Origin of the sequence: Corynebacterium sp. ES2775-CONJ, assembly GCF_024814515.1 — a bacterium.
GTDB lineage: Bacteria > Actinomycetota > Actinomycetes > Mycobacteriales > Mycobacteriaceae > Corynebacterium.
In genome coordinates, this window is record NZ_JANUXT010000003.1 from 149,112 (window position 1) to 172,901 (window position 23,790).

Consider the following 23,790-nt stretch of genomic DNA (forward strand, 5'->3'; position numbering starts at 1 on the left):
AGGTCGGGATGCATCGGTAATATCCGTTTGCACAAAAGCGCGGACAATTTCACGGATATAGGAAATTCTTGGGTACTCTCCACTTCCCCACCCCACTAATAGCGCGCGCTTATGCATCTAGGACATCAGCTGCAAAAACAGACCCAATTAGTTTTATTGCCGGAAGCAGTAGAGCACTCAGAATTCTCCTACTCAAGAGCATTCGCAGCACATAGCTTCACACGCAGGCACCATAGCCTGGGTCGACTCCACGTTTGCGATCCGATGAATGTAATAAGAGTGGCACAACTGGCTAGGAGGCGATATCTAAGCGCCGCGCAGCACTGTCGATATCCTGATCGGTCGCAGTTAAAGCAAGACGGACGAATGGCGTGGCTGTAGGGCCATAAAAAGAACCCGGCGCTACAAGAATGCCGCGCTCGGCAAACCATTCGACACTTGTCCAGCAGTCCTCTCCGCGGGTGGCCCACAGGTACAGCCCAGCAGAAGACTCCTCGACTTGGAACCCAGCGTGAAGAAGCGCAGTAAGCAAGACTGTGCGGCGACGGGCGTAGCGCAGTTTTTGCAGAGCTTCTTGGTCATCGTCGGCAAGCGCAGTTACCATCGCAGCTTGGATGGGTCCGGGTACCATCAATCCCGCATGTTTGCGAGTCTCGGTGAGCTCCGCGATGATATTATCCGCTCCCGCTAAAAACCCGGCGCGGTAGCTTGCAAGGTTCGATGTTTTTGAGAGCGAATGGATGGCCAAGAGATTGCGGTGATCGTTATGGGAAATCCGCTCATCAAGAATGGACATGGCCTCGCCTTCCCACACGAGCCCTAGGTAACATTCGTCAGAGGCCACAATAATATCGTGTGCTCTAGCGAAAGTGATTAACTGTCGGAGTTCCTCAGGGCTAAGCACACGGCCAGCGGGATTCGACGGCGAATTAATGAAGATCAAATCAATAGTGTCAGGGTCGTCTACATCCCACGGAGTATCGCTGCGTATTGGTTGCGCTCCTGCGAGCAGCGCCCCTACCTCGTAGGTGGGATAAGCAACAGTCGGAATCACAATCTTTCCACGACAGCCCAGCAGAGTGGGCAACCATGCTATTGCCTCTTTAGTACCCACGACAGGCAAAATACCCTCGACTTGAGGGATATTATAACGCCTGGCTAGAGACTCTTTGATAGCTGCACGTAGCTGGGGTGTCCCCACCGTCTGAGGATACCCGGATGCTTGACCTGATTCAGCAAGGGTTAATTGAATACCGGGAGCCACAGGATCGACGGGCGATCCAACCGATAAGTTGATGAGCCCATCAGGATGGGCGCTAGCTCGCTTCTTTGCGGGGAGTAATGAATTCCAAGGAAAATCTGGAAGGACTTCAGCGAGTGATTGACGGGCCATGGGAATATCCTTGATCGGGTAAGAGTAGGGGCGAGAAAATTCTCACTTCAACAGTTTAACGGATGAAAGGCTAAGGCCCCTGGGTCGAAACCAGGGGCCTTAGCGGACGATCTATTGGTTTTGTGGAGGCAATTTTTCAACCAGCGGTGGATCGAAGTCTTGGGGGCCAAGACCCATCGCCCCGCCAGGTGATCCGAGATCATCAAAGAAGGCGGCATTGGCCTCGTTATAGTCGATCCATTCATCAGGAACATCATCTTCATAGAAGATTGCTTCTACGGGACAGGCGGGTTCACAAGCCCCGCAGTCCACGCATTCATCTGGGTGGATATAAAGCGAGCGTTTGCCTTCGTAGATGCAGTCAACTGGGCATTCTTCAACACACGCTTTGTCCATCACGTCAACGCATGGCTGGGCAATAGTGTAAGTCATTACTTTCCAACTTCTTCTCAACTAACCATTCTTGACTTCATCAAAGGCAGAAAACCCCCGATTAGTCCCGCAAACATCAACACTATACTCCGAATACTCGAGCCTACCAACTGATCCCCTGTTAGGTTCGGCGCCATCAGCATGAGGAAATAGCCAATCGTCCAAGCCCATAGTGGAATCCCAGCGATCGCTAAATTCTTTGACCACAAAAGGGCCGTATTACTGAGAACTCTATTAAAAAAGAACGCGATCACGATGGTATAAGGCACCGGGACCCCGAATATCCAGACACCTAGGTAAATCACTTCGAGGAATACGGACAAAAGCGAGGCGAGTGCGAGCCACATGAGCCCGAAGGCCGCCTCCGCCTTGGAGAAATTCGAATAGATATAACGCTGAGGATTCTCGGAGCTCATCTTTCGATACCCTCTATCAGGCTCACAATCTCGCGTAGTCGTCGGGGATCGGAGAACTCAGAAAATTGATAATGCTCATACCGGCTTAATGGCTGAGCAATCATATTAGACAAGCAAAAAGTGAAGGGCGCTCGCTCTGGATCGGATTGCGGGGCATAGGCCGCAACTGGTCGGGTTGCGCAGCTGCTTCCATCAGCCACCCAAATTTGCGTAGCGTGGGCTTTCATAGCGCCCACTTTCCTCGCTAGCACATCATCGCTGAGCCGCAGCGCAAAATCGGAGTAGTCGACACAGGCCAACTCTCCGGCCTTAGGCATACGCCATCCCGCTGGGGCCGATATGACTTTTAGGCCGTCGGCGAGGTGCTCTTGATGGGTCACGCACCATAAAACTGGGATATCTAGATAACGAGCGGCTGCCTCGGTGATCTCGTGAGCTCGGATATGGTCCGGGTGACCGTAGCCCCCATCGGGGCCGTAGCTGATCAGCAGCTGCGGCGGATGATCGCGCAGTTGCTCAATGAGTTGTTTCACAGCCTTATCCGCTGAGTGGATAAAAGCTCTAGGGTGTTCATTCGCAGCATCACCGACCATCCCGGAATCGCGCCAGTATCCCGGGGCCCGGAGAAATTCTCCGCGTATTCCTAGATGCGTCAACGACTCACTAAGTTCAGAAATGCGGAATCCGCCTAATTGGTCGGCGGCGACCAGATTCTGGTAGCGAGAGCCGATAACTTCTCCCTGTTCACCCAGGGTGCAGGTAATAACTTCAACGTCTGCACCGTGTGCCGCAAGATGAGCTAGGAGCCCGCCGGTCCAAATGGCTTCGTCGTCAGGATGGGCATGCACTGCGACGACGCGCAGGTTAATCATATACTCTCCAGGTATCCAAAGATGTTGTGCCTCGAGGGTCGTCTCCCTCAATCGGTTCAGGACCTACAATACCCCTGCCCTTAACCTCGAGACGCGTACCCCGAGCAATGGACGTTCGCAGGGTTTCTTTTCGCTCAATTGCAGCAATATCGTTGAGGAGTTCATCATAGGGGTAACGCCCGGCGTAATAGGCATCGATCCGCTGTTGCAATTCCCTGTCGCAAAAACCCGAGATATTGGAGCCCAACAATCCTTTTGCAGGGCAGGCATAGCGCTCGGGTAACTGTGCACTCGTGCGGTGGACAACCACATCCACCTTACCTTGCGGAATCAGTGCTCCGACAAGGGTGGTCATATCAGCTTGAACGATCGTAGCTGTAATGTTATGGCCCTGTAGAAGAGCCATGAGGGCCTGAGCAGCATTAAAGTCTAATTCTTGAGAGGGATCAACCCCGATTCGCACCGGCGAGATTAGATGCTTGATATGCAGTGTTTGCGGCGTCCGTTCAGTAGGGTCGATATCAAGGTGATTCGTGCGCTCGTAGGCCAATCTTGCGATAGTGGGCGCATCGATTAAGGACTGCAATTCCTGCCGCACAACTGGTTGCAGCTTTGTATTAGCTACGATTTCGAGTTCCAGTTCATCGGACTGTTCCCACACTTGGGTGCCTGGAACTAACTCATACGCCTCGCGCGAGGTCTGGGTGGGGTTGAGATCCAGAAAACTAACTTGTCCGCTATTGAGCATCTCTATGCCCTGAGCCGTGCTGCGAATTTCTCTGAAGGAAAGTGTTTCAACGCGCGCGGGCTCACGCCCCCACCACCGATCATTACGCTTGAGGATAAAAACACCCCGCTGCCGATCGATCGTCTGAACCGCAAATTTTCCTGCTGCAGCGGGCACCCCTCTTGCTAGCACCTCGGAAAAAGGGTCCCCGCGTAGAAGGTGAGCGGGCAAAAGAGCCGAAAATAACGACGTCCATTCATCGTAGGGTTGGGCGAAATCAACGTAGACCGTCTTACCGCCGTTGGCGGAACGGATAGCAGAAATTGCGCGATAACCGCTGGGATTAAGGGTAGCGGGAGTAGCGATGATTGAAGACCACAAATATTCAAAATCCGCGACAGTGATTGGAGTTCCATCACTCCATTGTGCTTCTGGGGCGATATCGTATCGCACAGTAAATGCGAGTGGTCGCTCGCGCTGAAGATCGCCTTGAGTTCTTTCTTCCACACCGCGCGGAATTAAGAGGTCGGCCTTCGTGGCAGAGGTGTGTACAGGCAGCACGTAGGCGTTAGTCAGCAGATCTTTATTTCGCTTTCCGTCAACGAATGCGCTGGGGAGAATAAGCGATGCGAGGGTTCGGGTGAACCTCGAATCGTCGACAAGTAGGTGCGGATTAAATCCGGTTTGCACTTGATCGATCCCGATAACAAGTTCTGTCTGTTGGAGAGTGGGTTGGCCGGTGGTCGTACTGGTAGCCACAGATATCTGGGAAGCCAGCGGATCCTCAACGGGAGGGGGGCCGGGCGAAGCCGAACAGCCCGCCAGAGACACGACGAGGAGTATCCCCCAGTTGAGATCGAAAGCTTTCATACTACAAAGTCTACTTGGTCGCCTGATTCCAACCGAAACAAGCAACCGTGTATGAAACAATTACGAAAACAGAGCTCTAGCCCCCTGCGGGAGGACTAGAGCTCACTAGATTGAAAATACGGTTTTAGAATCTTGGGAGAGGGAGCGAATCAAGGAAGGCGTTGATTCCAGGGATTCCTTGGGCTAGCACTGCCAGCAAGACGCCCAGTATCGCGACAACCGCGGTTACGATGCCTACGATCGCACCGGTACTGAGAGTGTCTTTTTCTTTTTCCTTTTCTCGTTCTTTCTTAAAGGAATCAAGTGCTCGCTCGACGGCGTTAACCTGCGACTCTAGGGCCCTCACCGCACTCACTGATGCTGCTGCATTAACCTCAGCCATCACAGCCTCAGCCTGCTCCACCACAGCATCAGCGCCCACAGCCACAGCACCCGACTTCGCAGCCTCCAACCGCTTCACCAACGGAGCACGAGCAGCATCAACCTTCTCAGCCACAGCATCAGCAACAGCCCGCTCAACCTCTACAACCTGAGCCACCAACTGCTCAAGCGCCTCCACACTCGCAGCAGCATTAACCTCAGCCATCACAGCCTCAGCCTGCTCCACCACAGCATCAGCGCCCACAGCCACAGCACCCGACTTCGCAGCCTCCAACCGCTTCATAAGTGCAGCGCTCTTTTCGGCACGGAGGTTGGCTGAGAAATCCTGAACATCCTGCTCCACCTGCATGATCTTTGCTTCGATTGGTGCTAGATCCTCTGAGTTTTGAGCTGCAGAGAGATCATCGGTAAGCGTGTCAATCTGAGCGAGTATTTCGGTAGCGTTCAGTTTGATCGCTTGCGCTTTTGCACTTTCAAGACGCACAATCAATGGTTGACGTGCAGCGTCAAGCTGGGCCTCGATAAGCTGGGCCTCAAGAGCCGTGACCTTAGATTTTAGGTCTTTGATAGTGTGCACTGTTGAAGAGCCGACTTGGTTGAGGAGATCCGCGGCTTGGCCCTTGAGCGTTTGATTGTCAAGCTGGGTCGCTTTATCAAGGATGGCTTCCAGCCGCTCGGTTAAAGAGGTTTGCGCAGTCGCGAGATAGTTTTCTTCTACGCGAACCTTAATTGCGAGAACACTTTCTTTGAGCTCGCTAGCAGCCACTTTCTTGGTCACAAGTTCTGGCAGATCAGCTTGGGAGAGTGCGCCCAGCATTTGCGTTGCCTGAAGTGCTTTAGCCTGCAATAGGCTCGAGTCTGCTCCCTGGGCGTATACCTGCGTGGCGTTGGCTACTTTAACGGTTTCGCGTAGGATTTCTCCTACTTTTTGATTGAGGCTTGACTGTGCTTCGGCTTTGAAGGGCTCGATCTCCTCGGCGATCCTAGTTACTCCATCGAGAGATACGGCATCGAGTAGCCTGCTGCGTATATCCTCGGCCTTGTTTGAGATCGCATCATCACCGATGGCTTGTACAGCAGCATCAGTAGTAGCTAGTTCTCTTAGAGCCTCGGCTCGATGAGTGTGCACCGAAACATTCAATAAGGCTGTTTCAATCGCGCTGCTCAAACTCTCGAGAGCTGCTCGATCGGTCGCGTCAGCCACGCCTCGTTCAAGTTCGTCAAGTTCATTTAGGATTCGAGTGCGCGTATTCTCGGCGATCTCCACTGCCACGAGCGCGGTGATCTGAGCCCGAGCCTCCTGCAACTTAGTTGTATACACTTGCTTCTGTGCAGCGAGTTCATCGCTAGCAGCTTTCTCGACGGAGCGGGCAAACGCGTTGACTTCTTCGGTGGCCTGCTGTAGCTTCATCTCGGAATCGATGGCTTCGACGGTGGCTGTTAATTCCTCGGCTTTGCTCACAAATTCTTGAGAATCAGCAAGGGCCTGGGCCCGCTCAAGGGTATCGGCTATTTTTTCCTTGAGGTCAGACTTTTGTCGGTCGAAATCAACTTCACCACTATCGGCTGGTTGCAGGGGACCGTGGGCGGCCTCGAGGACACCAGTATTCGTCTGCGCATTCGCTTCTGCGGTCTCGGTAACGAAGTTCTGATCCGCTTTCGACTCGTTGTACTCTACCTTGTATATCTCGAGGTCAGCGAAGTCCTCTTTTTTCGCCCGTTGAGCCGAGTCAGTGGGATATTTATCGGGTACGCCCCAGTCGATGACCGCTGCTATTGGAATGCGCTTAACCTCGACGATTCCATTTGTGTAGGTTTCTAAGATCGCAAGGGATCTCACGATGTCGGTATAACGGGTCTGATACCACGCTTCGGCATTCGGTTGATCTTTGAGTTCCGCAAACTTTTTCTTCGCCTCTGAGAGGATCTCTTTAGCCTTGAGGTCGGTCGCTTCTTTGTATCCAAGCGTTGTAAGATCGAGGGCCCGCGCTTCGGGGAAATCCTCGGCTTGCAGAAGCACGAAAGTGCGGGCAGCAAGGGCTATTCGAGCGTGTTGCTTGGCCCATCCTAGTCCCTTCCAGGAAGCGCGTGGACTGTCGAAAGCGTAGAAGTCTTCGTTCCACTCGGTAGCCGAATCGGCGTAATATTGCCGTGCACGGTAGATGGTATCGAAGCTCGTGAATGCACCTTCGTAACGTGCGGCGTCGGCTGGGGGGTTCAGCAGCTGATCGCTGGGGAGTGATGCAATCTCAGCTGCCTGAGCTGCTACTACACTTAACGCTAGGACTGATGGCTGAGTGACTGCAACGCCTTGCAGCGCGAGGGCTGTGGTTAGGCCAAGGGCGGTCAAACGGGCTGGATTGTGCATCTAAGAAGATCTCCCTGATCGATCGGCAAATGATAAAATTTTCGAAGTTACCATATCTCGGCAACTTAGCCTTGCCTAAATCCTATACCCTCGGATACCCCCGTGAAGGTCCACTCCCTGCCATCGGTCTAGACAAAGCAACCCCCCTTCCACTCTGCTGTGGAAGGGGGGTTCGAGAAGCTACTTATTGCGGTTTTTTTCCCGAGAACGCGAACGAGCTCGCTCTGTAGCATTGAGGTTCACCTTGCGCACGCGCAAGATATTCGGAGTAACCTCAACACACTCGTCTTGACCACAGAACTCCATGGCCTCATCGAGCGATAGCACGTGCGCTTTAGCCAGAGTCACCGTAGCGTCGGCTGTTGCCGAGCGCATATTGGTGAGTTTCTTTTCCTTGGTAATATTGATGTCCATATCTTCATCGCGGTTATTGGCACCAACGACCATGCCCTCGTAGGCTTCCATGCCAGGTTCGACGAAGAAATTGCCGCGATCGGACAATTGCTGAAGGGCATAAGCTGTAATTTGACCGGAACGATCGGCCACGAGGGAGCCCGAGGCGCGACCCTTGATTTCCCCCGCCCATGGGCGAGCTTCGATCGAGTACGAGTTGGCTATGCCTGCACCACGGGTTTCCGTGAGGAAGGTGGTACGGAAACCGATGAGACCACGAGAGGGCACGTCGAATTCCATCCGGACCCAATCGCCCGACAGGTTAGACATTGACGTCATCTGCCCCTTGCGGGCTGCGAGCAACTGAGTTACTGCGCCTTGATACTCTGATGGTGTGTCGATAACCATATGATCATGGGGTTCGTAGATTTTGCCATCGATATGCTGCAGCACAACCTGGGGTTTGCCCACAGTGAGCTCAAAGCCTTCCCGACGCATGGTTTCTACCAGCACAGATAGCGCCATTTCGCCACGCCCCTGCACCTCCCAGGTATCTGGACGCTCGGTGGGCAGTACCTTGATGGATACGTTACCAATGAGCTCCTGGTCCAAGCGTGCCTTGACAACACGCGCCGTGAGCTTGTCGCCTCCGCCTTTACCAGCTAGTGGTGAGGTATTAACACCAATGGTCATAGAGATTGCGGGCTCGTCGACGGTAATGCGAGGCAGCGCAACTGGATGTTCGATATCGGCGAGGGTATCACCGATCATAATATTGTCGATACCTGAGATCGCCGCGATATCGCCAGCGACCATCTCATCATTAGTGGATTCGCGGGACACACCCACGGTGCGCAACAGTTCTGCGATTTTAACGGTTTTAACGTGCTGGTTACCCTCGTCGTCGTAATGGATCCACGCCACCTGTTGGCCCTTTTTCAGGTGGCCGGAGTGAATGCGAACGAGCCCGATACGCCCTAAAAAGGAGGATGAATCCAAGTTTGTCACGTGGGCCTGGAGTGGCGCATCGATGGTTGCTGATGGTTCTGGGAGTGCCTCGTAGATGACATCGAAGAGTGCTTGAAGGTCTGGAGCGTCTGGCACGTTTCCATTCCCAGGATTCTTGGTAGAGGCGCGGCCTTCACGTCCGGAAGCATAGAGCACCGGGAGGTCGAGCAGCTGCTCGGCAGCCTGCGCAGCCTCGGGATCATCAAGAGAAGAGGCCAGCTCGAGGAGCAGATCCTGAGACTCTTCCACAACTTCGTCAATACGAGCATCGGGGCGATCGGTTTTATTGACCACGATAATGACGGGCATTTTGGCGGCGAGCGCTTTGCCGAGCACGAAGCGAGTTTGTGGTAGTGGCCCCTCAGAGGAATCAACGAGGAGAACAACGCCGTCAACCATGGATAGGCCACGTTCGACCTCACCGCCGAAATCGGCGTGACCTGGTGTATCGATAACGTTGATAACGAGGTCTTGGCCGTCTTTGCCTAATCCTTTGCGACGAATGGCAGTGTTCTTTGCCAGGATGGTGATGCCCTTTTCTTTCTCAAGGTCACCCGAATCCATGACCCGATCGGTGACCTCACCGCGGTCACCGAAAACGCCGGACTGCTCTAGCATGGCGTTCACGAGGGTAGTTTTGCCGTGGTCGACGTGTGCGACGATGGCAACGTTGCGAAATTCTGGATGACTCAAGAGGTGCTCCCACTATAAAGGAAAGAAAAATAACGGTACAACCCTACTCCACCACGGCCAATCATGGCTACTTTCGGCCCCATTTAGGTTCCAGCGTGCACCTTTACTTCGCAATGATCGATCGCTCTAGTCACCTCAATCCGCTACTGGAAAACAACCGATCCCTGTTATAAGTGGGACAATTGTGCTAGAAAAGTATTAGATTTGAGAACTTTATCTGAGAGGCCTAGGGGTGAATCCCACACTGCTCAGCAAAGATTCTTCGGACACAATATTCTAAGTCACGGGAAAGGCGATCGACCTTTCCTATCGCTTCCAACCTTTGGCACCTGCAGGAGACGGCCCCACTATGTTCAGAAAAAAAGCTGCATCATTACTAGTTGCCACCGCAGGCCTTCTCATCCCTGCTGCTTTGAGTCCGGTCGCTCACGCCGCGGAGCCCGCCTTATCATCGCAGTCACATATCACTGTGCCTCCAGCGATTGATTTGAGCCAGTATCCCGCTTGGCCCATCGATAATCTAGGGCGCCCGAAGGCTCACCTCCTCGACCAAGCTGCAACCTTTGCACAATCCGCGCCGTTGCCGGATATGCTTCGCACCGCCATCATGGCTGGGGTGGGCTTCTTTAAAGGCGAGGGGGAACCGGGCGTAGATCTTCCGGCTGACGGTCCCCGCTTCTTCCAGTTTGGGTGGCCCACCGTTGCCCGTAGCTGTATAGGGGGAGAGCTAGACTCGGTCGGTAGTGCCATCGCAGTGCCAGGACCCGCCTCGCTCCCCCTACCGGGAGTGGCTGATGGGGAGACCGCTTTCGTCTTTACAGCATTAGGAACTGGCACCTTGGATCGGTCTGATATGCGAGTACGGTGGTTTAATCTCAGCACGCTCACCAGCGGAGAGATCATCCTTGACCAGAAGGGTATCAACCCAGAGGGGCCAGCGACCGCAACTGCCACTGCTCCAACGGGACGCGGGCACATTGTAGCCGTAATGGATGGAGGGATGAGCACGATAGAAGGGGAAAGTGCAACATATTGCACCTTTGCCCCTACTAGCGTAGCTTTCGAGGTTAAATAATGGTCGATCTCCATCCCATCAAGGAAGAAGTATTTGATCTGGAATCCAAGATCAATATCGACCCCAAGGGTTTTAGTCGCGCTGTAGATTCCTACCGCACGACTCCATGTGGACTGTATATGGCTCGCGGCGCCGATCACCCTCAGTTTGGTTACCTAGAATCGTGGTTATTGCCAAAAATAGGCCTACGGGCAAATAAATTTCACTACCGAGACTCGGTTAAAAAGCGTGAAGATATTTATATCGACGTCGTGGACATAGATATCAAAGCGGATACGTGGACCACGCGCGATCTCTACGTGGATCTCATGTGGATCCGTGGCAATAGTATCGAGGTTCTTGATATTGATGAGCTCGCCGCCGCGACGTCGGCAGGGCTAATTTCCGCTGATGATGCTGAGATGGCAATCGAGTCCACGCTGAGAGCTGTAGAGGGAATAACCCGCTATGGGGATGATCCAACACGGTGGATGTACTCCCAGGGGATAGATATTCGATGGGCCAAAGCGGTTACCTTGTCCCCTGCTGCGAATTCCTAAGATCCCTGGAGTCACTTCCTTCACTTCTGAACCTCTCGCGGGTAGACTCCCAGCTATGCTCACCGATATTCGCCGGTTAGACCGCTCGAGATTCCGAGTGAGCTTTAGCCACCCCCACAAACATGGAGCCACACGGCTCCACGAGACTAAAGATGATCCTAACCATAACGACACCCCGACTGGGCCTATGTTGAAGCACTACCGTGTGCGTCCACATGCACGCGAAAGTGCGAGAAAGATAGCCTCCCTCTTTCGGCTGTGTGATTATGGGCGCCACAGAGAAGAAGCCATCAACCTAATACTAGAGCGCGAACTCGTTTCCTAAAGCACCCTAGTTTCACAGACAACCTGGGCGTAGCACTGTCTTGCCCTATAGATAGAGATAGCAGATACTTACTCATGAAAATTATTCGTTTGCTCAGTACCACTGTCATGCTGGGGATATCACTATTATTTGGCTCTAGCCTTGGATCTGTACCAGAAGCGCACGCGGTCATGGGTGGGCGTTATATACCCAACGAATCGGTAGCCTTAGTCGTGCTCGGTCACTCACAATGCTCGGGCACGGTAATCGCCCCAACGTGGGTACTTAGCGCCAAGCATTGTGTGCATCAGGGACCCTCGTTGATCCGAATTAAGGGGGAGAATTTTTATCCCACTGAGGCAGTGCTGCACCCTCATGATGATCTAGCTCTGTTGCGGCTTCATCGCCCTACCTCAGCGCGAGCGGTCCCGCTGTCATCATCCCACCTCCTCCCTGGTGAACATGGCATCCTCACCGGCTTCGGTGCTCACCCCAATGGTCAGGCAACAACCGCTGACGCCCATATCACCCGGCGTGTGCACCGTCTTCCAGCGCCCCTAGATACGGTCACAATTATAGAATCGAACTTTACCGGCGGACGTATTAGCCAGGGAGATTCTGGCGGACCTCTCTTCGACGACAGCGGAGCACTCGCGGGTGTTCAATCCGCCATGACCGAACCTGGCACGGTGGGTTTTATTACCCCAGTGGCCGAGCATAGTTCGTGGATCAGCCGACACGCAGGCATCCCAGCTCCGGTGATCATCGATCGACCTGCCCCGCTTATCGACGCCAGCCAGTCGCCTACTGTTGTTCCTCTCCCCGCGGTCCCCCCGGTGGGCATCTCAGCTATCGAGAGTTTACTTAATTACCAATTCGATATCCGCGTACTCACCCCAGGTGCGATCCTGAGTAGTTAGAGTAGGAAAAAAAGCCCCTTTTTATCAGGGGCTTTTCTCTACCAAGGCGATGGCTTATAAATCGACACCTAGTTCGATACCTAAGCCCGGAACCGAATCGATAAGATCGCGGGTGTATTCTTGCTGTGGATTAAGGAATAGTTGGTCGGCGGTTCCTTGTTCGACTACTTTGCCCTTCTTCATGACAACCACCTCATCAGCGGTCTGGCGAACCACCGCGAGATCATGAGTGATAAATAGATAGCTTAAGCCGAGGTTTTCCTGCAAATCTGCGAGTAATTGTAGGATTTGATGCTGGACCAACACATCCAATGCCGATACAGCCTCGTCCAGGACCACAACTTCAGGATTGAGGGCGAGTGCGCGAGCAACGGCGATACGCTGGCGCTGGCCTCCCGACAATTCATTTGGATATCTGCGCATAGCCGATCGAGGCATTGCCACCATGTCGAGGAGTTCCGCGACTCTGTTTTCCCGCTCCTGTCGATTCCCTACCTTGTGCACGATGAGAGGCTCTTCGATACACCGGTAGATGGAGTACATGGGGTCCAGGGAACCATAGGGGTTTTGGAAAACCACCTGTAGCTTCCGGCGCATGGCGAAAAGTTCCTTCTCGTTGAGAGTAGAAAGATCAGTTCCCTTGTAATAGATTTTACCGGAGCTGGGGTCTAAAAGATTGAGTACCACATTCGCTACTGTCGACTTCCCAGAGCCCGACTCTCCTACGAGGGCGAGGGTCGTACCCTTTTTCAAGCCAAAGCTCACATTATCTACAGCTTTGAGTATCGATTTACTCCCACGCGCGCCGCGAACTTTGAATTCGCGCGTGAGATTCTCCACTCGGATGATCTCCTCGTGGTCATTCTCGCGCTTTCGCCTTAACAGCTCCTTTGGAGTGAGCCCTCGCTTTTGGGCAGACTGGATGCGCGCTGAGGCTAGGGACGGAGCGGCATCCACTAAACGCTGCGTATAGGGATGCTGCGGGTTCTGGAGGATCTCAATAGAAGAACCTGATTCAACTACGCGACCGCGGTGCATAACCACGAGGTGCTCCGCACGCTCGGCAGCCAAACCTAGGTCGTGGGTGATAAAGAGTACGGCGGTTCCTAAGTCTTTGGTGAGATTTCCCAGGTGATCGAGGATACGTTTTTGCACGGTTACGTCAAGCGCAGAGGTGGGCTCGTCAGCAATCAGCAATTTAGGACGAGCTGCTAGGCCCATGCCTATGAGCGCACGCTGGCGCATACCGCCAGAAAATTCGTGTGGAAACTGCTTGGCGCGGCGTTTCGCATCCGGGAGTCCGGCCTCTTTTAAGAGCTCCGCAACCTGCTCGTCCATTTCGGCCTGTGGGACAACTTTGTTTGCTTTGAGCGACTCTTTGATTTGAGTACCCACGCGCCATACTGGGTTGAGGTTACTCATGGGGTCCTGCGGCACCAGGCCAATATCGGAACCTCGGAGTTCATTGAGCTCTTTCTCGGACAGGTGCGTGATATCGCGACCTTCAAATGTAATGCTACCGCCAGTCACTTTTCCTGACCCTGGTAGCAGGCCAATGATGCTCATAGCGGTCGTGGATTTGCCGGAACCAGATTCTCCCACAATGGCCACAGATTGGCCGGGATAGATTGTCAGGTTGATCCCGCGCACTGCCTCGACTGTTCCAGTGGTGGACTCGAAGGAGATCTTGAGATCCTGCAATTCCAGCAACGGGGCGGGCAGGGTTGGTTGTGGTTGGGTCATCTCTTTGTTCTCCTACTTATTACGGGCTTTAGGATCGAGTGCATCACGGACCACATCGCCCATCATGATAAAGCTCAAGACGGTAGCCCCGAGGGCCACAGCCGGATAGAACAACACCATTGGCTGGGTGCGCAATGAGGCCTGTGCCTTGGCAATATCGCCGCCCCAGGAGACAACGGTGGGCGGCAATCCTATGCCTAAAAAGGACAGGGTTGCTTCGGCCACGATAAAGGTACCTAAGGCGACCGTGGCATAGACAATGATGGGAGCAGCGGCGTTGGGGAGGATATGTGAGGTGAGAATTTTCCACCGAGAAGCTCCCACGGCACGCGCCGCCGTCACGAATTCCTCATTTTTAGTTTCCAAAACGGCACCGCGGGTAATACGACCAATTGATGTCCAGCCGAACATGGTGAGTACTAAAACGACGGTGATGATCGTACGATATTCTTTGAACATTTGCATCACCACGATAGCAGCAAGAACGAGAGGTACTGCATAGAAAATATCGGTGACTCTCGACAAAATAGCGTCAATAATTCCACCGAAATAGCCGGCTAGGGCGCCCACCGTGGTACCGATCACAACGACAGCCAAGGTTGTCAAAACCCCCACGGCCACGGAAGCACGCGCCCCGTAGACAACGCGGGCATAGATATCACAGCCCTGTCGGTCAAAACCGAAGGGGTGTCCGGAGCGCGGACTATCTAGTGAGTTAGCCAGCTGACAGAAAGTGGGATCCGTTGAGGTGAAAAGCTGTGGGATTGCTGCGAGAGCGAGAGCTATCAGGATAAGGGACCCCGCGACCCAAAATAGTGGTCGCCGGCGCAAGTAGCGCCACGCTTCACCCCAGACGGAAGTAGGCGCAGATTCATCGGCAACTGCGTCAACGGCGCCAAGGCCTGTCTCATCAGTGTGAGCAATAAAACGCTCTTGGCCTGGAAGAGTACGGGGATTATGAGAATTATGCATAGCGAATCCTTGGGTCCAGCACAGCGTAGAGAAGATCTACGGCGAGGTTAGCGATGATATATACGATCACCAGCACGGTGGTAAAGGAAACGACAGTCGTGGGCTCGCCTTTCAAAATTGCTTGATAGATCGCTCCACCTACTCCGTTGATTCCAAAAATGCCTTCGGTGATAATGGCCCCGCCCATGAGCGCGCCTAAGTCGGCGCCGAGGAAGGTTGCCACTGGTATCAGCGAGTTACGCAGCACGTGACGTCGCGTTACCGTACCGCTGGCAAGTCCTTTGGCCCTGGCAGTACGCACGAAATCTGCGCGGAGGTTTTCACTCACGGATTGTCGCGTGAGTCGCACAACGTAAGCGAAGGATAAGGCACCTAGCACCGCCGCGGGCATGAGGAGGTTGACAAAGGTTTCGCGGGCGCCGACGGTGGGCGGCAGAATCCCCCACTTGACGCCGATGAGAAATTGAAAAAGAAAGCCTATGACGAAGGAAGGCACTGCAATCACGATAAGTGAGGTCACAAGAACCGTGGAATCGAAAATTCCGCCACGGCGCATACCAGCAACAACGCCGAAGAGGACTCCGAGGACGGCTTCAAAGATCAGTGCCATCATGGCCAGTTTGATAGTGACGGGAAAGGCATTTGCCATCGCTTCGGCTACGGGACGTCCGGAGAAGGTCGTTCCGAAATCGAGCATGAATACGCCCTTGATATACAGCAAATATTGGATGATGAAGGGCTTGTCCAGATTATATTCGGCGGTAATTCTCTCGCGGGCGGCGTCAGTGAGCCCGCGTTCGCCCCCTAAAGCCTCTACGGGATCGCCAGGCATGAGAAATACCAAGGCATAGAGCAGCAGGGTGGCGCCAAAGAATACCGGAATCATCTGTAGAACGCGGCGGCCAATATAGCGCAACATTGGATTAGTTCCTTATGAATTGAAGTATTATAAAAGGACTCTGGCCCCGCGCATGTGAGTACGCACGGGGCCACAATCATGAGCTACGAAGGAGCTCTAAGGTATCTAGGCCTTTTTCACCATGTAGTAAACAGGCTGGCTATTCCACCCGAAGGCAACATCTGTGACTTCTTCGCTATAACCAGCGGTGACGTTGGAATACCACAGGGGCAGGACAGGCAAGTCTTGGAGCAGGACTTCCTGTGCTTCCAGGAAGTAGGACCGTCCGTCTTCTACGGTGTCTGCCCCATTACCTAAGGTTAGGAGAGCATCGAACTCGGGATTAGAATATCCGCCATCATTCGACGATGCACCCGTGGCGTACAGTGGAACCAGGAAGTTCGCGAGTGAGGGATAATCTGCCTGCCATCCGGTGCGGTAAGCGCCGGTGACATTGCCAGAGGTGACATCGTCACGCAGGGATTTGAAATCTGGATACGGGGATCCCACCGCCTGAATACCGAGCGTATTCTTGATTTGGTTAGCTACCGCGTCCACCCATGCTTGGTGTCCGCCATCGGAGTTGTAGGCAATAGTAAATTCGCCCTCATAGGGTGCGATTTCATCGGCTTTGGCCCACAGCTCCTTGGCCTTTTCTGGGTTGTATTCCAGCACCTCGGAGCCTTTAAGAGAATCGGAGTGGCCTGGAATGACAGGAGACGAATAATCGGTAGCTGGAGTGCGAGTGCCATCGAAGATAGCTTTGGTCACTTCTTCACGATTAATCGACAGCGAGATCGCTTCGCGGCGTAGCACGCCCTCTTCTCCGGTGAAGTGCTCGAGGCTATAAGGAATGGTAACAGATTGGAAGATAGCCGCAGGTTGGTTGACAGCCCGCTCGCCCAATTCGGATTCGAAGGAAGCAAAGGCGGTGTCGGGGATGGCGTCTAAGATATCAAGGTTACCGGACAGCAAATCAGCATAAGCCGCGTCCTGGGAGGCATAGAAGACAAATTTAATGCCGTCATTTAGTGCCTTACGGGGGCCGTCGTAATTCTCGTTAGGAACAAGAAGGGCGTCTTGGTTGTGATTCCACTCCGCGAGTTTATACGGACCATTACCTGCGGGGGACTCACCGAAAGCCTCGATATCATCGAAGGCAACGGCAGGCAGTGGGTAGAAAGCAGAGTAACCTAAGCGAGAGGGGAAATCGGACTCGGGCTGATTCAACTCGATCTTAAAGGTCTTCTCATCAACTACTGTCAAACCCTCGAGTGGCTTGCCTTCTTCAAAACCCTTGATGGGTTCGAAGAAAAAGGCGTTGCGGAGAGAATTTTCCACACTATAGCTCCAGGTATCCACGAAATCTTGGGCAGTTACTGGAGTGCCGTCCGCGTAGCTGATGTCGTCTTTCAGAGTGACTACATAGGTCTTGTCGCCTTCAAGCTCAATGGATTTAGCCATATCGTTGTGCGTTTCACCCGCCGCGTCATAGTAGAGCAGACCCGAGTAAATAAGCTCGACTATTCGGCCTCCACCAGTTTCGCTGGTATCCGCCGGGATGAGAGCGTTTTGAGGCTCAGTACCAAAAGCGGTGATGTAATTCGTGGCGCTCATCTTTTGATCGTCGGATGCGGAGTTTGAATCGGCGTCGGTAGCACACGCTGCAAGGATAAACGCAAGTGATGTACCTGCGCCTACCGCGATAGTTTTCTTGAGAGACATTAAGCAGCCCTTTCGTTGAAAATAAAAAAGACGAAGCGTACTTCGTCGGTTGCTTATCATCAACCCTATAGGGTGATCTATCTCATGCAAAACAATCAAAAGTTACCTAGGGAACAATTTCAGCTTATACCCCCTTCCATTTCGCTGTGTGCTGCGAAAACATCGTGAACGAGTAGGGGTAATGCTACCCCTACCCCCGGCGATCTTTGTTCGACGAAATTCTTTCAAACGATTGGTATTAGGTGACGCTAGAGAGAGTCTCGGATCCTCGATAACCGTCTCCCCCTATCCCGCTTATTAAAGCGTGTTGCTAAAATCGAAGCCGGCATTGCTGCTATTCTCTCAACCCCGTATGCGCTGGAGATTGGAGAAGTACTGGGCATGAGCAGAGGTAGCAATGAGCTTCTCCAGCTCCTCGAAGTGTTCATCCTCTTGGCGTGCCCACAGATCCCAGTAAGGGGCATAGTCAGGATCACGGTCTAAGGCGCGCTTTTTCCTTTGTTCGGTCTCGAGTTCCAAGAGAATAAGGTGCGTTCTACAAAAACGGCGAGCAGCTTTAATTGCTTCCAGACTGATGGCACCGACCCCTTCAACAATGAGGCCTCGTCGAGGATTTTTCAAGGCGCTCATATCCACTGGTACCCACTCCCCGCGCTTATTCTCCTCCCAATTCCACCGGAAGTAGCCGGCGCGGTTCGCTTGGAGAATTGATCGTGCCACTATCTCTCGACCAGCCGCTAGGCCCTCCCATCCCGGGTAAAAATCGTCTAGGTGAATAACCTCGTAATCTAAAACTCTAGACAATGTGGCAGCTAAGGTTGTCTTCCCGGATCCACTGCGACCATCGATGAGAATAATCATGCGCCAAGAAAATGGAAGGATCCGGTATAGATAGCTACCCCGAGACTCATAAGAGATGCAACGAAGCATCCAACGAGCAGCAGAGTATCTCGAGGGTTCCATGAGGAGACACGGGCCTTGGTGCGCTCAGGGTAGCGGCCGAAACCGCGCGCCTCCATAGCGGTTGCCAATTTAGCACCGCGCCTAAGAGCGAGCACGAGGAGTCCGAATGTTAAAGCGATCGTGGTTGTCAGCACCCCTCTATTATCGATGCCTCGAATACGGCGTGAGCGCCGCATCGTTTCCAAATCTCGCTGGAAGAGGCTGATCAGTCGTCCACCAGCGACCGCCGCGATCACAAAAGTGTGCGGCAGTTTTAAGTTTTGGGTTAAGGAGTCCCCTAAAGCCGTGGGGTCAATTCGACCCATCATAACCAAAACAGGAAGCGCAACCGCGAGGACGCGCACCATAATGGCAGCAGCGAGCTGGAGGGAGTTGTCGGTCACATGAGCGAAGAAGAAAGAGAAATATTCTCTACCCTCAGGCCTTCCGTATAGCGCCATCGATATACCTGCGATGGGAGTGAGGAAGAGAATGGGACGGGCATTTTTCAGCAGAGTCAGTAGCGGCACTCCCAAAAATGGCGCAGCGATCAAGGTGATCAGGAGCGCCACTGCGGCGCTAACAACGTCAACGCTTAGCAGTAAGGGAGTGGTAAATACCGCCACAGCTGCGATACGCGCCACCGGGTTGAAGCGTGAAATCAGCGTGTCGTGATTTTTGGTGGTTGTGGTTGTCATAGTTTGACCTCTTCATCGGCCATCGCCTCAACGAAAAGTCGATCGTGAGAAATTGATACCACGGTGACTCCGTGATCCGTTAGTTCCCTAAGCAAAGTAACGAGCTCTATGAAAGTATTGCGATCTTGGCCGAAAGTCGGTTCGTCGAGGAAAATCAGCTGCGGTGATTTGACCAAGGTTGTTGCTACCGAGAGACGTCGCTTCTGTCCTCCTGAAAGCGTAAAAGGATTAGCCTGAGCAAGGTGATCTAAGCGTAAGCGTTGCAGAATCTCGTCGGCTCGATCATACTCAGCCTGACTAATATCTTTACCCTTACCGTTGCCTGCTCCCACGAGGAGTTCTTCGCGCACGGATCGGGCAACGAATTGGTGCTCTGGGTCTTGGAAGACGCAGCCAATGCGTTGTGATAGTTGTTCTGAACTCCACTGAATAGGCTGCTTTTTCAGGCCGCGAGCAATTTGCTCATGAAAACTGATCGTTCCACCCAAGGGTTTGAGAAGTCCGGCGAGAGTGAGCATGAGGGTCGACTTCCCAGCTCCATTAGGGCCGGTAATCACTGTTGATGACCCTAGGCGTATACGAACATCGCGCTGTGAGAGTGGACGATCCCATCCAGTGACGAGACCTGAGGTCTTTATCGCCCATTCCTGTTTATCGAAGGTGCAGGGGCTTTGTGCTGGTGGCAGCTGTGGGTCGTGTCCTGGCATCCATACCCCTTGCTCGGCGAGCATGCGCCCATGAGAGGTAGAAATTTCGTGAAGTGGTGCATCAGCTTGCAGGATACCGTCGACAAGCACGAGCGCTCGATCGACAGTTCGCGCCCAGGTGTGCACGCGATGTTCGACAATGATGAGGGTGGCGCCGGTTTCCGCGATGACCTGATCGACAGCACGCACGACCTCCTCCACTCCCTCGGGGTCAAGATTCGCGGTGGGCTCATCGAGGAGGATGATATCTGCGCCCATGGCAAGAACAGCTGCTAAGGCCAGACGCTGCTTTTGCCCGCCCGATAACTCAGCCGTAGGGTGGTCTAAGGGAAGATCTAGGCCAACCATATCGAGGGACTGGCGCACTCGAGGCCAAATCTCCTCGGCTGGAACCTGCAAATTCTCGCATCCAAAGGCAATATCGTCTCCGACCTTGGAGGCGATAACTTGTGAATCTGGATCTTGGAGCACCATGCCTACGATCCCTGATACCTCAAGGTGGCCACTTGTATCCCCTTCATCAGCACCGAGTACCCCGGCTAGGGCTGCCAGAAGGGTCGATTTTCCCGACCCAGAGGCCCCAAGTAGCAGGATCTTCTCGCCAGCCTTTATGCTGAGACTTAATTGGTTAAGCGCTGGCTTTTTTCGGCTTGCGTGACGGAAACTAAAGCGATCGAGTTTAATCTGTATATTCACTACTACTGGTCCTCAAGGATGTTCTCACTTTTACTATCTGCGCTTTTCTTCGGAGTTACCGCTGGTTTGGTTGGAGCGGCCACCAGCCTCCTCATCGAGAATATCGCGTGCCTTAACCCGATCTTGCTTCTTCCCGCCGGGGTGGTGGCGGCGGGTGCGTGGCTGATGATCAGCCGCCGTTGGAGTATTAGTGTAGCTTCAGCGATAACTACTGGAGGGCCGCTGCCAGTAGTGCCCACTCTTATCGATGCGACCATGCAACTCCTTCTTGTTGGTCTCGGTGCGTCATTGGGTCGCGAACAGGCGCCTCGGCAGGTAGCAGCCGCGCTGAGCTCACGTATGGACAGGGTCGTCATCGCTGGCGCCGCTGGAGGTGGTTTGGCAGCAGTCTACAATGTGCCACTAGCTGGAGCACTCTACGCGTTTTTGTTGCTCCCTATAACCCGAACCGTGCGGAATTTTCTGGTATGCGCTCTGATGGCTGGCGTAGCCACCCTAACCTCGTGGCTAGTTCTTGATGTAGGAACCATCTATTCAGTTACCGAATCTCCAATCAGCACCGAAGACCTGGGAGCATATCTTTTCACCGCACTGATGGCTATGACGCTGGGATTGTTATTGCGTGAATTAGGCTCGAGGTCACTCCGTGCCACCAGCTCCATCACGCTCCTGAGCATCCCACTAGCTTGCGCAACTGTGTGGATAACAGCAACCTATATTCCCCCGGTAACCGGTAACGGGCAGCTCATTGTGGAACAAGCCTTACTCGGTCTCGACCCCACATATGCTCTGATATTAATTATCGCCAAACTTGCACTAACGCTAGCAATGCTATCGTCGGGCGCTCGGGGCGGAGTGCTCACTCCCGCTTTAGCCTTGGGCGCTGCCGGGGGCGCTATGACCGCCTCATTGTGGAATACCAGCCCTGTGGCTTTGGCCCTATTCGGCGCTTTCTGCGCCTTGGCAATAAGCCAGCAGAGCTGGATTTTCGCGGCTATTTTTGTACTGGAACTAAGTCGACCTTCACTAGCACTCTCCGCAGTGATAACACTCAGTGCCCTTACTGTAGTGACAGTAGGAACCTTCGCTAAGAAGCGATATGCCCGACCTCCGAGATCAGCCACTCCCCCGGATCGGAGCAGCTAATGGCGGACAGCTAGACGAGATTCTGGCGTTCGCGTCCTGCAGCGAAACGATCCAGCGCTCCGGTAGCAGCAAGGGCCTTGACCAGATAGAAGGACAGAACGCCCGCGAGAATGGCACCCGAAACGGACATGGACGCCAAATAAATGAGGTTGAACTCGAAGGTCTTGGCAAGGTTTCCGGATAGGAAAAGTTCTAGAATAAAGGCTCCAACTGCCGCACCAATACCCGATAGTGCAGCTACCCCTAGGCCGAATCGCTTATACACAAAAGCGGCAAAGATGAGTTCTGCTCCGATGCCTTGGGCGAGACCCGAATAGACGGTCTCGATTCCCCACTGGTTACCTAGGCCGGCAGATACACAGGCGGCCAGTACCTCAACGAAAATCGCAGCGCCTGGCTTACGAATGATCAACCCACCGAGGACACCACCCATCAACCAGATACCCACGGAAATTCCGCCGAAACCAGGGGTCAGTGCGTTGGCAGCCTCGTACCAGGCATAACCGATGGAATTCCAGACCCAGAAGATGAGTCCAGTTGCGACACCTAGAACGGCCGCGATGACAATATCAATAACACGCCAATTAAGCATGGTTAGTCTCTCTTTCTCCCTAACGCTGGCATTACACACAGATCAGGTTCAATCGGTTTGATCTCAGCACCTCTTCCTCCGTTTGGCGGCGGAAAAGAGCACCCGGGATACGCTCATTATTATGGCGTACAGCTAGTGATACTAACGGATAAAACCGATGAAGACTACTCATCAGAAGTGGCCAACCTTATCTCTACCCCCACCCGCCCGCGCAGTTAGATTCGCTATAGTAACCACGTAAGTACCACAAATCCCATATATATAAGGACAATTTTATGGCTGGCGGACTCGCTGCACTTCTCGACGATATCGCACTCATCGCAAAAACTGCCGCCTCGAGTGTGGATGATATTGCTGCCTCGGCAGCCAAGACCTCCGCCAAGGCGGCAGGTCTTGTCATCGACGACACCGCTGTTACTCCGCGCTTCGTGGAGGGTGTCAGCCCTGCCAGGGAGCTTCCCATAATCTGGCGAATCACCAAGGGGTCGCTATTTAACAAACTCATTGTTATTTTACCGATCGCCCTGATCTTGAATACCTTAGCGCCATGGCTCCTCGTACCCATTCTAATGCTCGGTGGTTTTTATCTTTGCTTTGAGGGAGCAGAGAAATTTCTAGAGATGATCAGTGGTCATGAGCATCATCAAGAAAAGGCCGCACTCAAGGATGAAAAGGCTCTTGTTCGCGGTGCAATTACCACAGATCTCATCCTTTCAGCGGAAATTATGGTCATTAGTTTGAATGAGGTCGCAGATCAACCTCTCTGGAAAGAAGCAGCCATTCTCGTAGTCGTAGCGCTTGCTGTTACCGTCGGCGTCTACGGGTCGGTGAGCCTCCTTGTGAAGATGGATGATCTCGGCCTTAGCCTCATGACTAGGGATTCTCTTTTTGCCCAACGCACTGGCCGGGCGCTAGTCGCGGGGATGCCCAAGGTACTCGACATCATTTCTGTCGTGGGCCTGTTCGCCATGCTGTGGGTTGGAGGACATATCCTGCTTGCGGGCTTTTCTGACCTAGGATGGTCAGCTCCAATTGATTTTGTCCACCACTTAAGCCATCAAGCCTTGGCATGGGGTGGGTTTGTATCATGGTTGACCGATACATTCTTTTCCTTGGTTGTCGGTCTCGTAGCAGGCACGCTGATCGTCGGAATTTTTAAGGCTTCCAAGAGAGTCATCAACCCTCCCAAGGACTCCGCAAATCCGCGCTTATCTGGAAATTAGTGAATTCTCAAAGACGAGCGTAGGCTAGCCTATATTTGAAATAGTCCTGTCGGAAGG

General features: G+C 53.4%; 21 protein-coding genes and 1 riboswitch. Of the genes, 6 read left to right on the forward strand and 15 right to left on the reverse strand.

What is annotated here, in order from left to right; genetic code table 11:
• Positions 1-292 precede the first annotated feature (292 nt).
• The 7 genes from dapC to typA form a co-directional block, all read right to left on the reverse strand.
• Positions 293-1,393, reverse strand: coding sequence for a succinyldiaminopimelate transaminase (gene dapC / locus NXT01_RS04670; protein ID WP_259078098.1), 1,101 nt, complete (start codon positions 1,391-1,393; stop codon positions 293-295).
• A 111-nt stretch (positions 1,394-1,504) separates the two neighbouring features.
• Positions 1,505-1,825, reverse strand: a complete 321-nt coding sequence (gene fdxA / locus NXT01_RS04675) for a ferredoxin (protein ID WP_259078099.1) — start codon at positions 1,823-1,825, stop codon at positions 1,505-1,507.
• Positions 1,826-1,842: 17 nt separating this feature from the next.
• The gene (locus NXT01_RS04680; RefSeq protein ID WP_259078102.1) at positions 1,843-2,241 is read right to left on the reverse strand and encodes a hypothetical protein; all 399 of its coding nucleotides are present in this window, start codon (positions 2,239-2,241) and stop codon (positions 1,843-1,845) included.
• Positions 2,238-3,113, reverse strand: coding sequence for an N-acetyl-1-D-myo-inositol-2-amino-2-deoxy-alpha-D-glucopyranoside deacetylase (mshB, locus tag NXT01_RS04685; protein ID WP_259078105.1), 876 nt, complete (start codon positions 3,111-3,113; stop codon positions 2,238-2,240). Before mshB ends, NXT01_RS04680 begins: the two co-directional genes overlap by 4 nt.
• Entirely contained in the window at positions 3,106-4,710 is a 1,605-nt protein-coding gene (locus NXT01_RS04690; RefSeq protein WP_259078106.1) for an ABC transporter family substrate-binding protein, read from the reverse strand. The genes mshB and NXT01_RS04690 overlap by 8 nt, the downstream gene beginning before the upstream one ends.
• Positions 4,711-4,834: 124 nt before the next feature.
• Positions 4,835-7,459 carry a hypothetical protein gene (locus NXT01_RS04695; RefSeq protein ID WP_259078107.1) on the reverse strand — a complete coding sequence of 875 codons (2,625 nt, stop codon included), beginning with the start codon at positions 7,457-7,459 and terminating at the stop codon, positions 4,835-4,837.
• A gap of 180 nt (positions 7,460-7,639) precedes the next feature.
• Entirely contained in the window at positions 7,640-9,553 is a 1,914-nt protein-coding gene (typA, locus tag NXT01_RS04700) for a translational GTPase TypA (protein WP_259078113.1), read from the reverse strand.
• Between the two features lie 349 nt (positions 9,554-9,902).
• Here typA and NXT01_RS04705 point away from each other — a divergent pair, with 349 nt between their 5' ends.
• The 4 genes from NXT01_RS04705 (at position 9,903) to NXT01_RS04720 (ending at position 12,391) form a co-directional block, all read left to right on the forward strand.
• Positions 9,903-10,628: a hypothetical protein gene (locus NXT01_RS04705; RefSeq protein ID WP_259078115.1), complete on the forward strand. Its 726-nt coding sequence runs from the start codon at positions 9,903-9,905 to the stop codon at positions 10,626-10,628.
• On the forward strand, positions 10,628-11,167 hold the full coding sequence (locus tag NXT01_RS04710) for a DUF402 domain-containing protein (RefSeq protein ID WP_259078116.1): 540 nt from the start codon (positions 10,628-10,630) through the stop codon (positions 11,165-11,167). The genes NXT01_RS04705 and NXT01_RS04710 overlap by 1 nt, the downstream gene beginning before the upstream one ends.
• A gap of 55 nt (positions 11,168-11,222) precedes the next feature.
• Positions 11,223-11,492 carry a hypothetical protein gene (locus NXT01_RS04715; RefSeq protein WP_259078117.1) on the forward strand — a complete coding sequence of 90 codons (270 nt, stop codon included), beginning with the start codon at positions 11,223-11,225 and terminating at the stop codon, positions 11,490-11,492.
• 74 nt (positions 11,493-11,566) lie between these two features.
• Positions 11,567-12,391 (forward strand): trypsin-like serine protease, encoded by an 825-nt coding sequence (locus NXT01_RS04720; protein WP_259078127.1) that lies wholly within the window; start codon positions 11,567-11,569, stop codon positions 12,389-12,391.
• A 54-nt stretch (positions 12,392-12,445) separates the two neighbouring features.
• Here the strand turns inward: NXT01_RS04720 and NXT01_RS04725 are convergent, their stop codons facing one another.
• The 7 genes from NXT01_RS04725 to NXT01_RS04755 all read right to left on the reverse strand — a co-directional run bounded on the left by NXT01_RS04725 (position 12,446) and on the right by NXT01_RS04755 (position 20,772).
• A complete protein-coding gene (locus NXT01_RS04725) occupies positions 12,446-14,134 on the reverse strand; it encodes an ABC transporter ATP-binding protein (RefSeq protein WP_259078129.1) in 1,689 nt (562 codons plus the stop codon).
• A gap of 12 nt (positions 14,135-14,146) precedes the next feature.
• Positions 14,147-15,106 carry an ABC transporter permease gene (locus NXT01_RS04730; protein WP_259078131.1) on the reverse strand — a complete coding sequence of 320 codons (960 nt, stop codon included), beginning with the start codon at positions 15,104-15,106 and terminating at the stop codon, positions 14,147-14,149.
• Positions 15,099-16,025, reverse strand: a complete 927-nt coding sequence (locus NXT01_RS04735) for an ABC transporter permease (RefSeq protein WP_259078133.1) — start codon at positions 16,023-16,025, stop codon at positions 15,099-15,101. The genes NXT01_RS04730 and NXT01_RS04735 overlap by 8 nt, the downstream gene beginning before the upstream one ends.
• 105 nt (positions 16,026-16,130) lie before the next feature.
• A complete protein-coding gene (locus NXT01_RS04740) occupies positions 16,131-17,729 on the reverse strand; it encodes an ABC transporter substrate-binding protein (protein WP_259078135.1) in 1,599 nt (532 codons plus the stop codon).
• Between the two features lie 342 nt (positions 17,730-18,071).
• A complete protein-coding gene (locus NXT01_RS04745) occupies positions 18,072-18,590 on the reverse strand; it encodes a hypothetical protein (RefSeq protein ID WP_259078143.1) in 519 nt (172 codons plus the stop codon).
• Positions 18,587-19,369 carry an energy-coupling factor transporter transmembrane protein EcfT gene (locus NXT01_RS04750; protein ID WP_259078144.1) on the reverse strand — a complete coding sequence of 261 codons (783 nt, stop codon included), beginning with the start codon at positions 19,367-19,369 and terminating at the stop codon, positions 18,587-18,589. The genes NXT01_RS04745 and NXT01_RS04750 overlap by 4 nt, the downstream gene beginning before the upstream one ends.
• Positions 19,366-20,772 (reverse strand): ABC transporter ATP-binding protein, encoded by a 1,407-nt coding sequence (locus NXT01_RS04755; protein ID WP_259078146.1) that lies wholly within the window; start codon positions 20,770-20,772, stop codon positions 19,366-19,368. Before NXT01_RS04755 ends, NXT01_RS04750 begins: the two co-directional genes overlap by 4 nt.
• Before the next feature lie 18 nt (positions 20,773-20,790).
• On the opposite strand from NXT01_RS04755, the gene NXT01_RS04760 reads away from it, so the two are divergent.
• Positions 20,791-21,918, forward strand: a complete 1,128-nt coding sequence (locus tag NXT01_RS04760; RefSeq protein WP_259078148.1) for a chloride channel protein — start codon at positions 20,791-20,793, stop codon at positions 21,916-21,918.
• Positions 21,919-21,928: 10 nt separating this feature from the next.
• Here NXT01_RS04760 and NXT01_RS04765 read toward each other — a convergent pair whose 3' ends face one another.
• The gene (locus NXT01_RS04765) at positions 21,929-22,510 is read right to left on the reverse strand and encodes an ECF transporter S component (protein WP_259078151.1); all 582 of its coding nucleotides are present in this window, start codon (positions 22,508-22,510) and stop codon (positions 21,929-21,931) included.
• A riboswitch (TPP riboswitch) is annotated at positions 22,510-22,626 on the reverse strand. (Overlaps the previous gene by 1 nt.)
• A gap of 159 nt (positions 22,627-22,785) precedes the next feature.
• Between NXT01_RS04765 and NXT01_RS04770 the strand changes: the two genes are divergently transcribed.
• Positions 22,786-23,733, forward strand: a complete 948-nt coding sequence (locus NXT01_RS04770) for a DUF808 domain-containing protein (protein WP_259078153.1) — start codon at positions 22,786-22,788, stop codon at positions 23,731-23,733.
• Positions 23,734-23,790 lie beyond the last annotated feature (57 nt).

Excerpts from the sequence above, each read along its gene's own strand:
- NXT01_RS04710 (WP_259078116.1), top strand. The coding sequence starts at position 10,628 with ATGGTCGATCTCCATCCCATCAAGGAAGAAGTATTTGATCTGGAATCC.
- dapC (WP_259078098.1), bottom strand. The coding sequence starts at position 1,393 with ATGGCCCGTCAATCACTCGCTGAAGTCCTTCCAGATTTTCCTTGGAAT.
- NXT01_RS04745 (WP_259078143.1), bottom strand. The coding sequence starts at position 18,590 with ATGATTATTCTCATCGATGGTCGCAGTGGATCCGGGAAGACAACCTTA.
- NXT01_RS04750 (WP_259078144.1), bottom strand. The coding sequence starts at position 19,369 with ATGACAACCACAACCACCAAAAATCACGACACGCTGATTTCACGCTTC.
- NXT01_RS04770 (WP_259078153.1), top strand. The coding sequence starts at position 22,786 with ATGGCTGGCGGACTCGCTGCACTTCTCGACGATATCGCACTCATCGCA.
- NXT01_RS04735 (WP_259078133.1), bottom strand. The coding sequence starts at position 16,025 with ATGTTGCGCTATATTGGCCGCCGCGTTCTACAGATGATTCCGGTATTC.
- mshB (WP_259078105.1), bottom strand. The coding sequence starts at position 3,113 with ATGATTAACCTGCGCGTCGTCGCAGTGCATGCCCATCCTGACGACGAA.
- fdxA (WP_259078099.1), bottom strand. The coding sequence starts at position 1,825 with ATGACTTACACTATTGCCCAGCCATGCGTTGACGTGATGGACAAAGCG.
- NXT01_RS04705 (WP_259078115.1), top strand. The coding sequence starts at position 9,903 with ATGTTCAGAAAAAAAGCTGCATCATTACTAGTTGCCACCGCAGGCCTT.
- NXT01_RS04720 (WP_259078127.1), top strand. The coding sequence starts at position 11,567 with ATGAAAATTATTCGTTTGCTCAGTACCACTGTCATGCTGGGGATATCA.
- NXT01_RS04695 (WP_259078107.1), bottom strand. The coding sequence starts at position 7,459 with ATGCACAATCCAGCCCGTTTGACCGCCCTTGGCCTAACCACAGCCCTC.
- NXT01_RS04760 (WP_259078148.1), top strand. The coding sequence starts at position 20,791 with ATGTTCTCACTTTTACTATCTGCGCTTTTCTTCGGAGTTACCGCTGGT.
- NXT01_RS04690 (WP_259078106.1), bottom strand. The coding sequence starts at position 4,710 with ATGAAAGCTTTCGATCTCAACTGGGGGATACTCCTCGTCGTGTCTCTG.
- NXT01_RS04680 (WP_259078102.1), bottom strand. The coding sequence starts at position 2,241 with ATGAGCTCCGAGAATCCTCAGCGTTATATCTATTCGAATTTCTCCAAG.
- NXT01_RS04765 (WP_259078151.1), bottom strand. The coding sequence starts at position 22,510 with ATGCTTAATTGGCGTGTTATTGATATTGTCATCGCGGCCGTTCTAGGT.
- NXT01_RS04715 (WP_259078117.1), top strand. The coding sequence starts at position 11,223 with ATGCTCACCGATATTCGCCGGTTAGACCGCTCGAGATTCCGAGTGAGC.
- NXT01_RS04725 (WP_259078129.1), bottom strand. The coding sequence starts at position 14,134 with ATGACCCAACCACAACCAACCCTGCCCGCCCCGTTGCTGGAATTGCAG.
- NXT01_RS04740 (WP_259078135.1), bottom strand. The coding sequence starts at position 17,729 with ATGTCTCTCAAGAAAACTATCGCGGTAGGCGCAGGTACATCACTTGCG.
- NXT01_RS04730 (WP_259078131.1), bottom strand. The coding sequence starts at position 15,106 with ATGCATAATTCTCATAATCCCCGTACTCTTCCAGGCCAAGAGCGTTTT.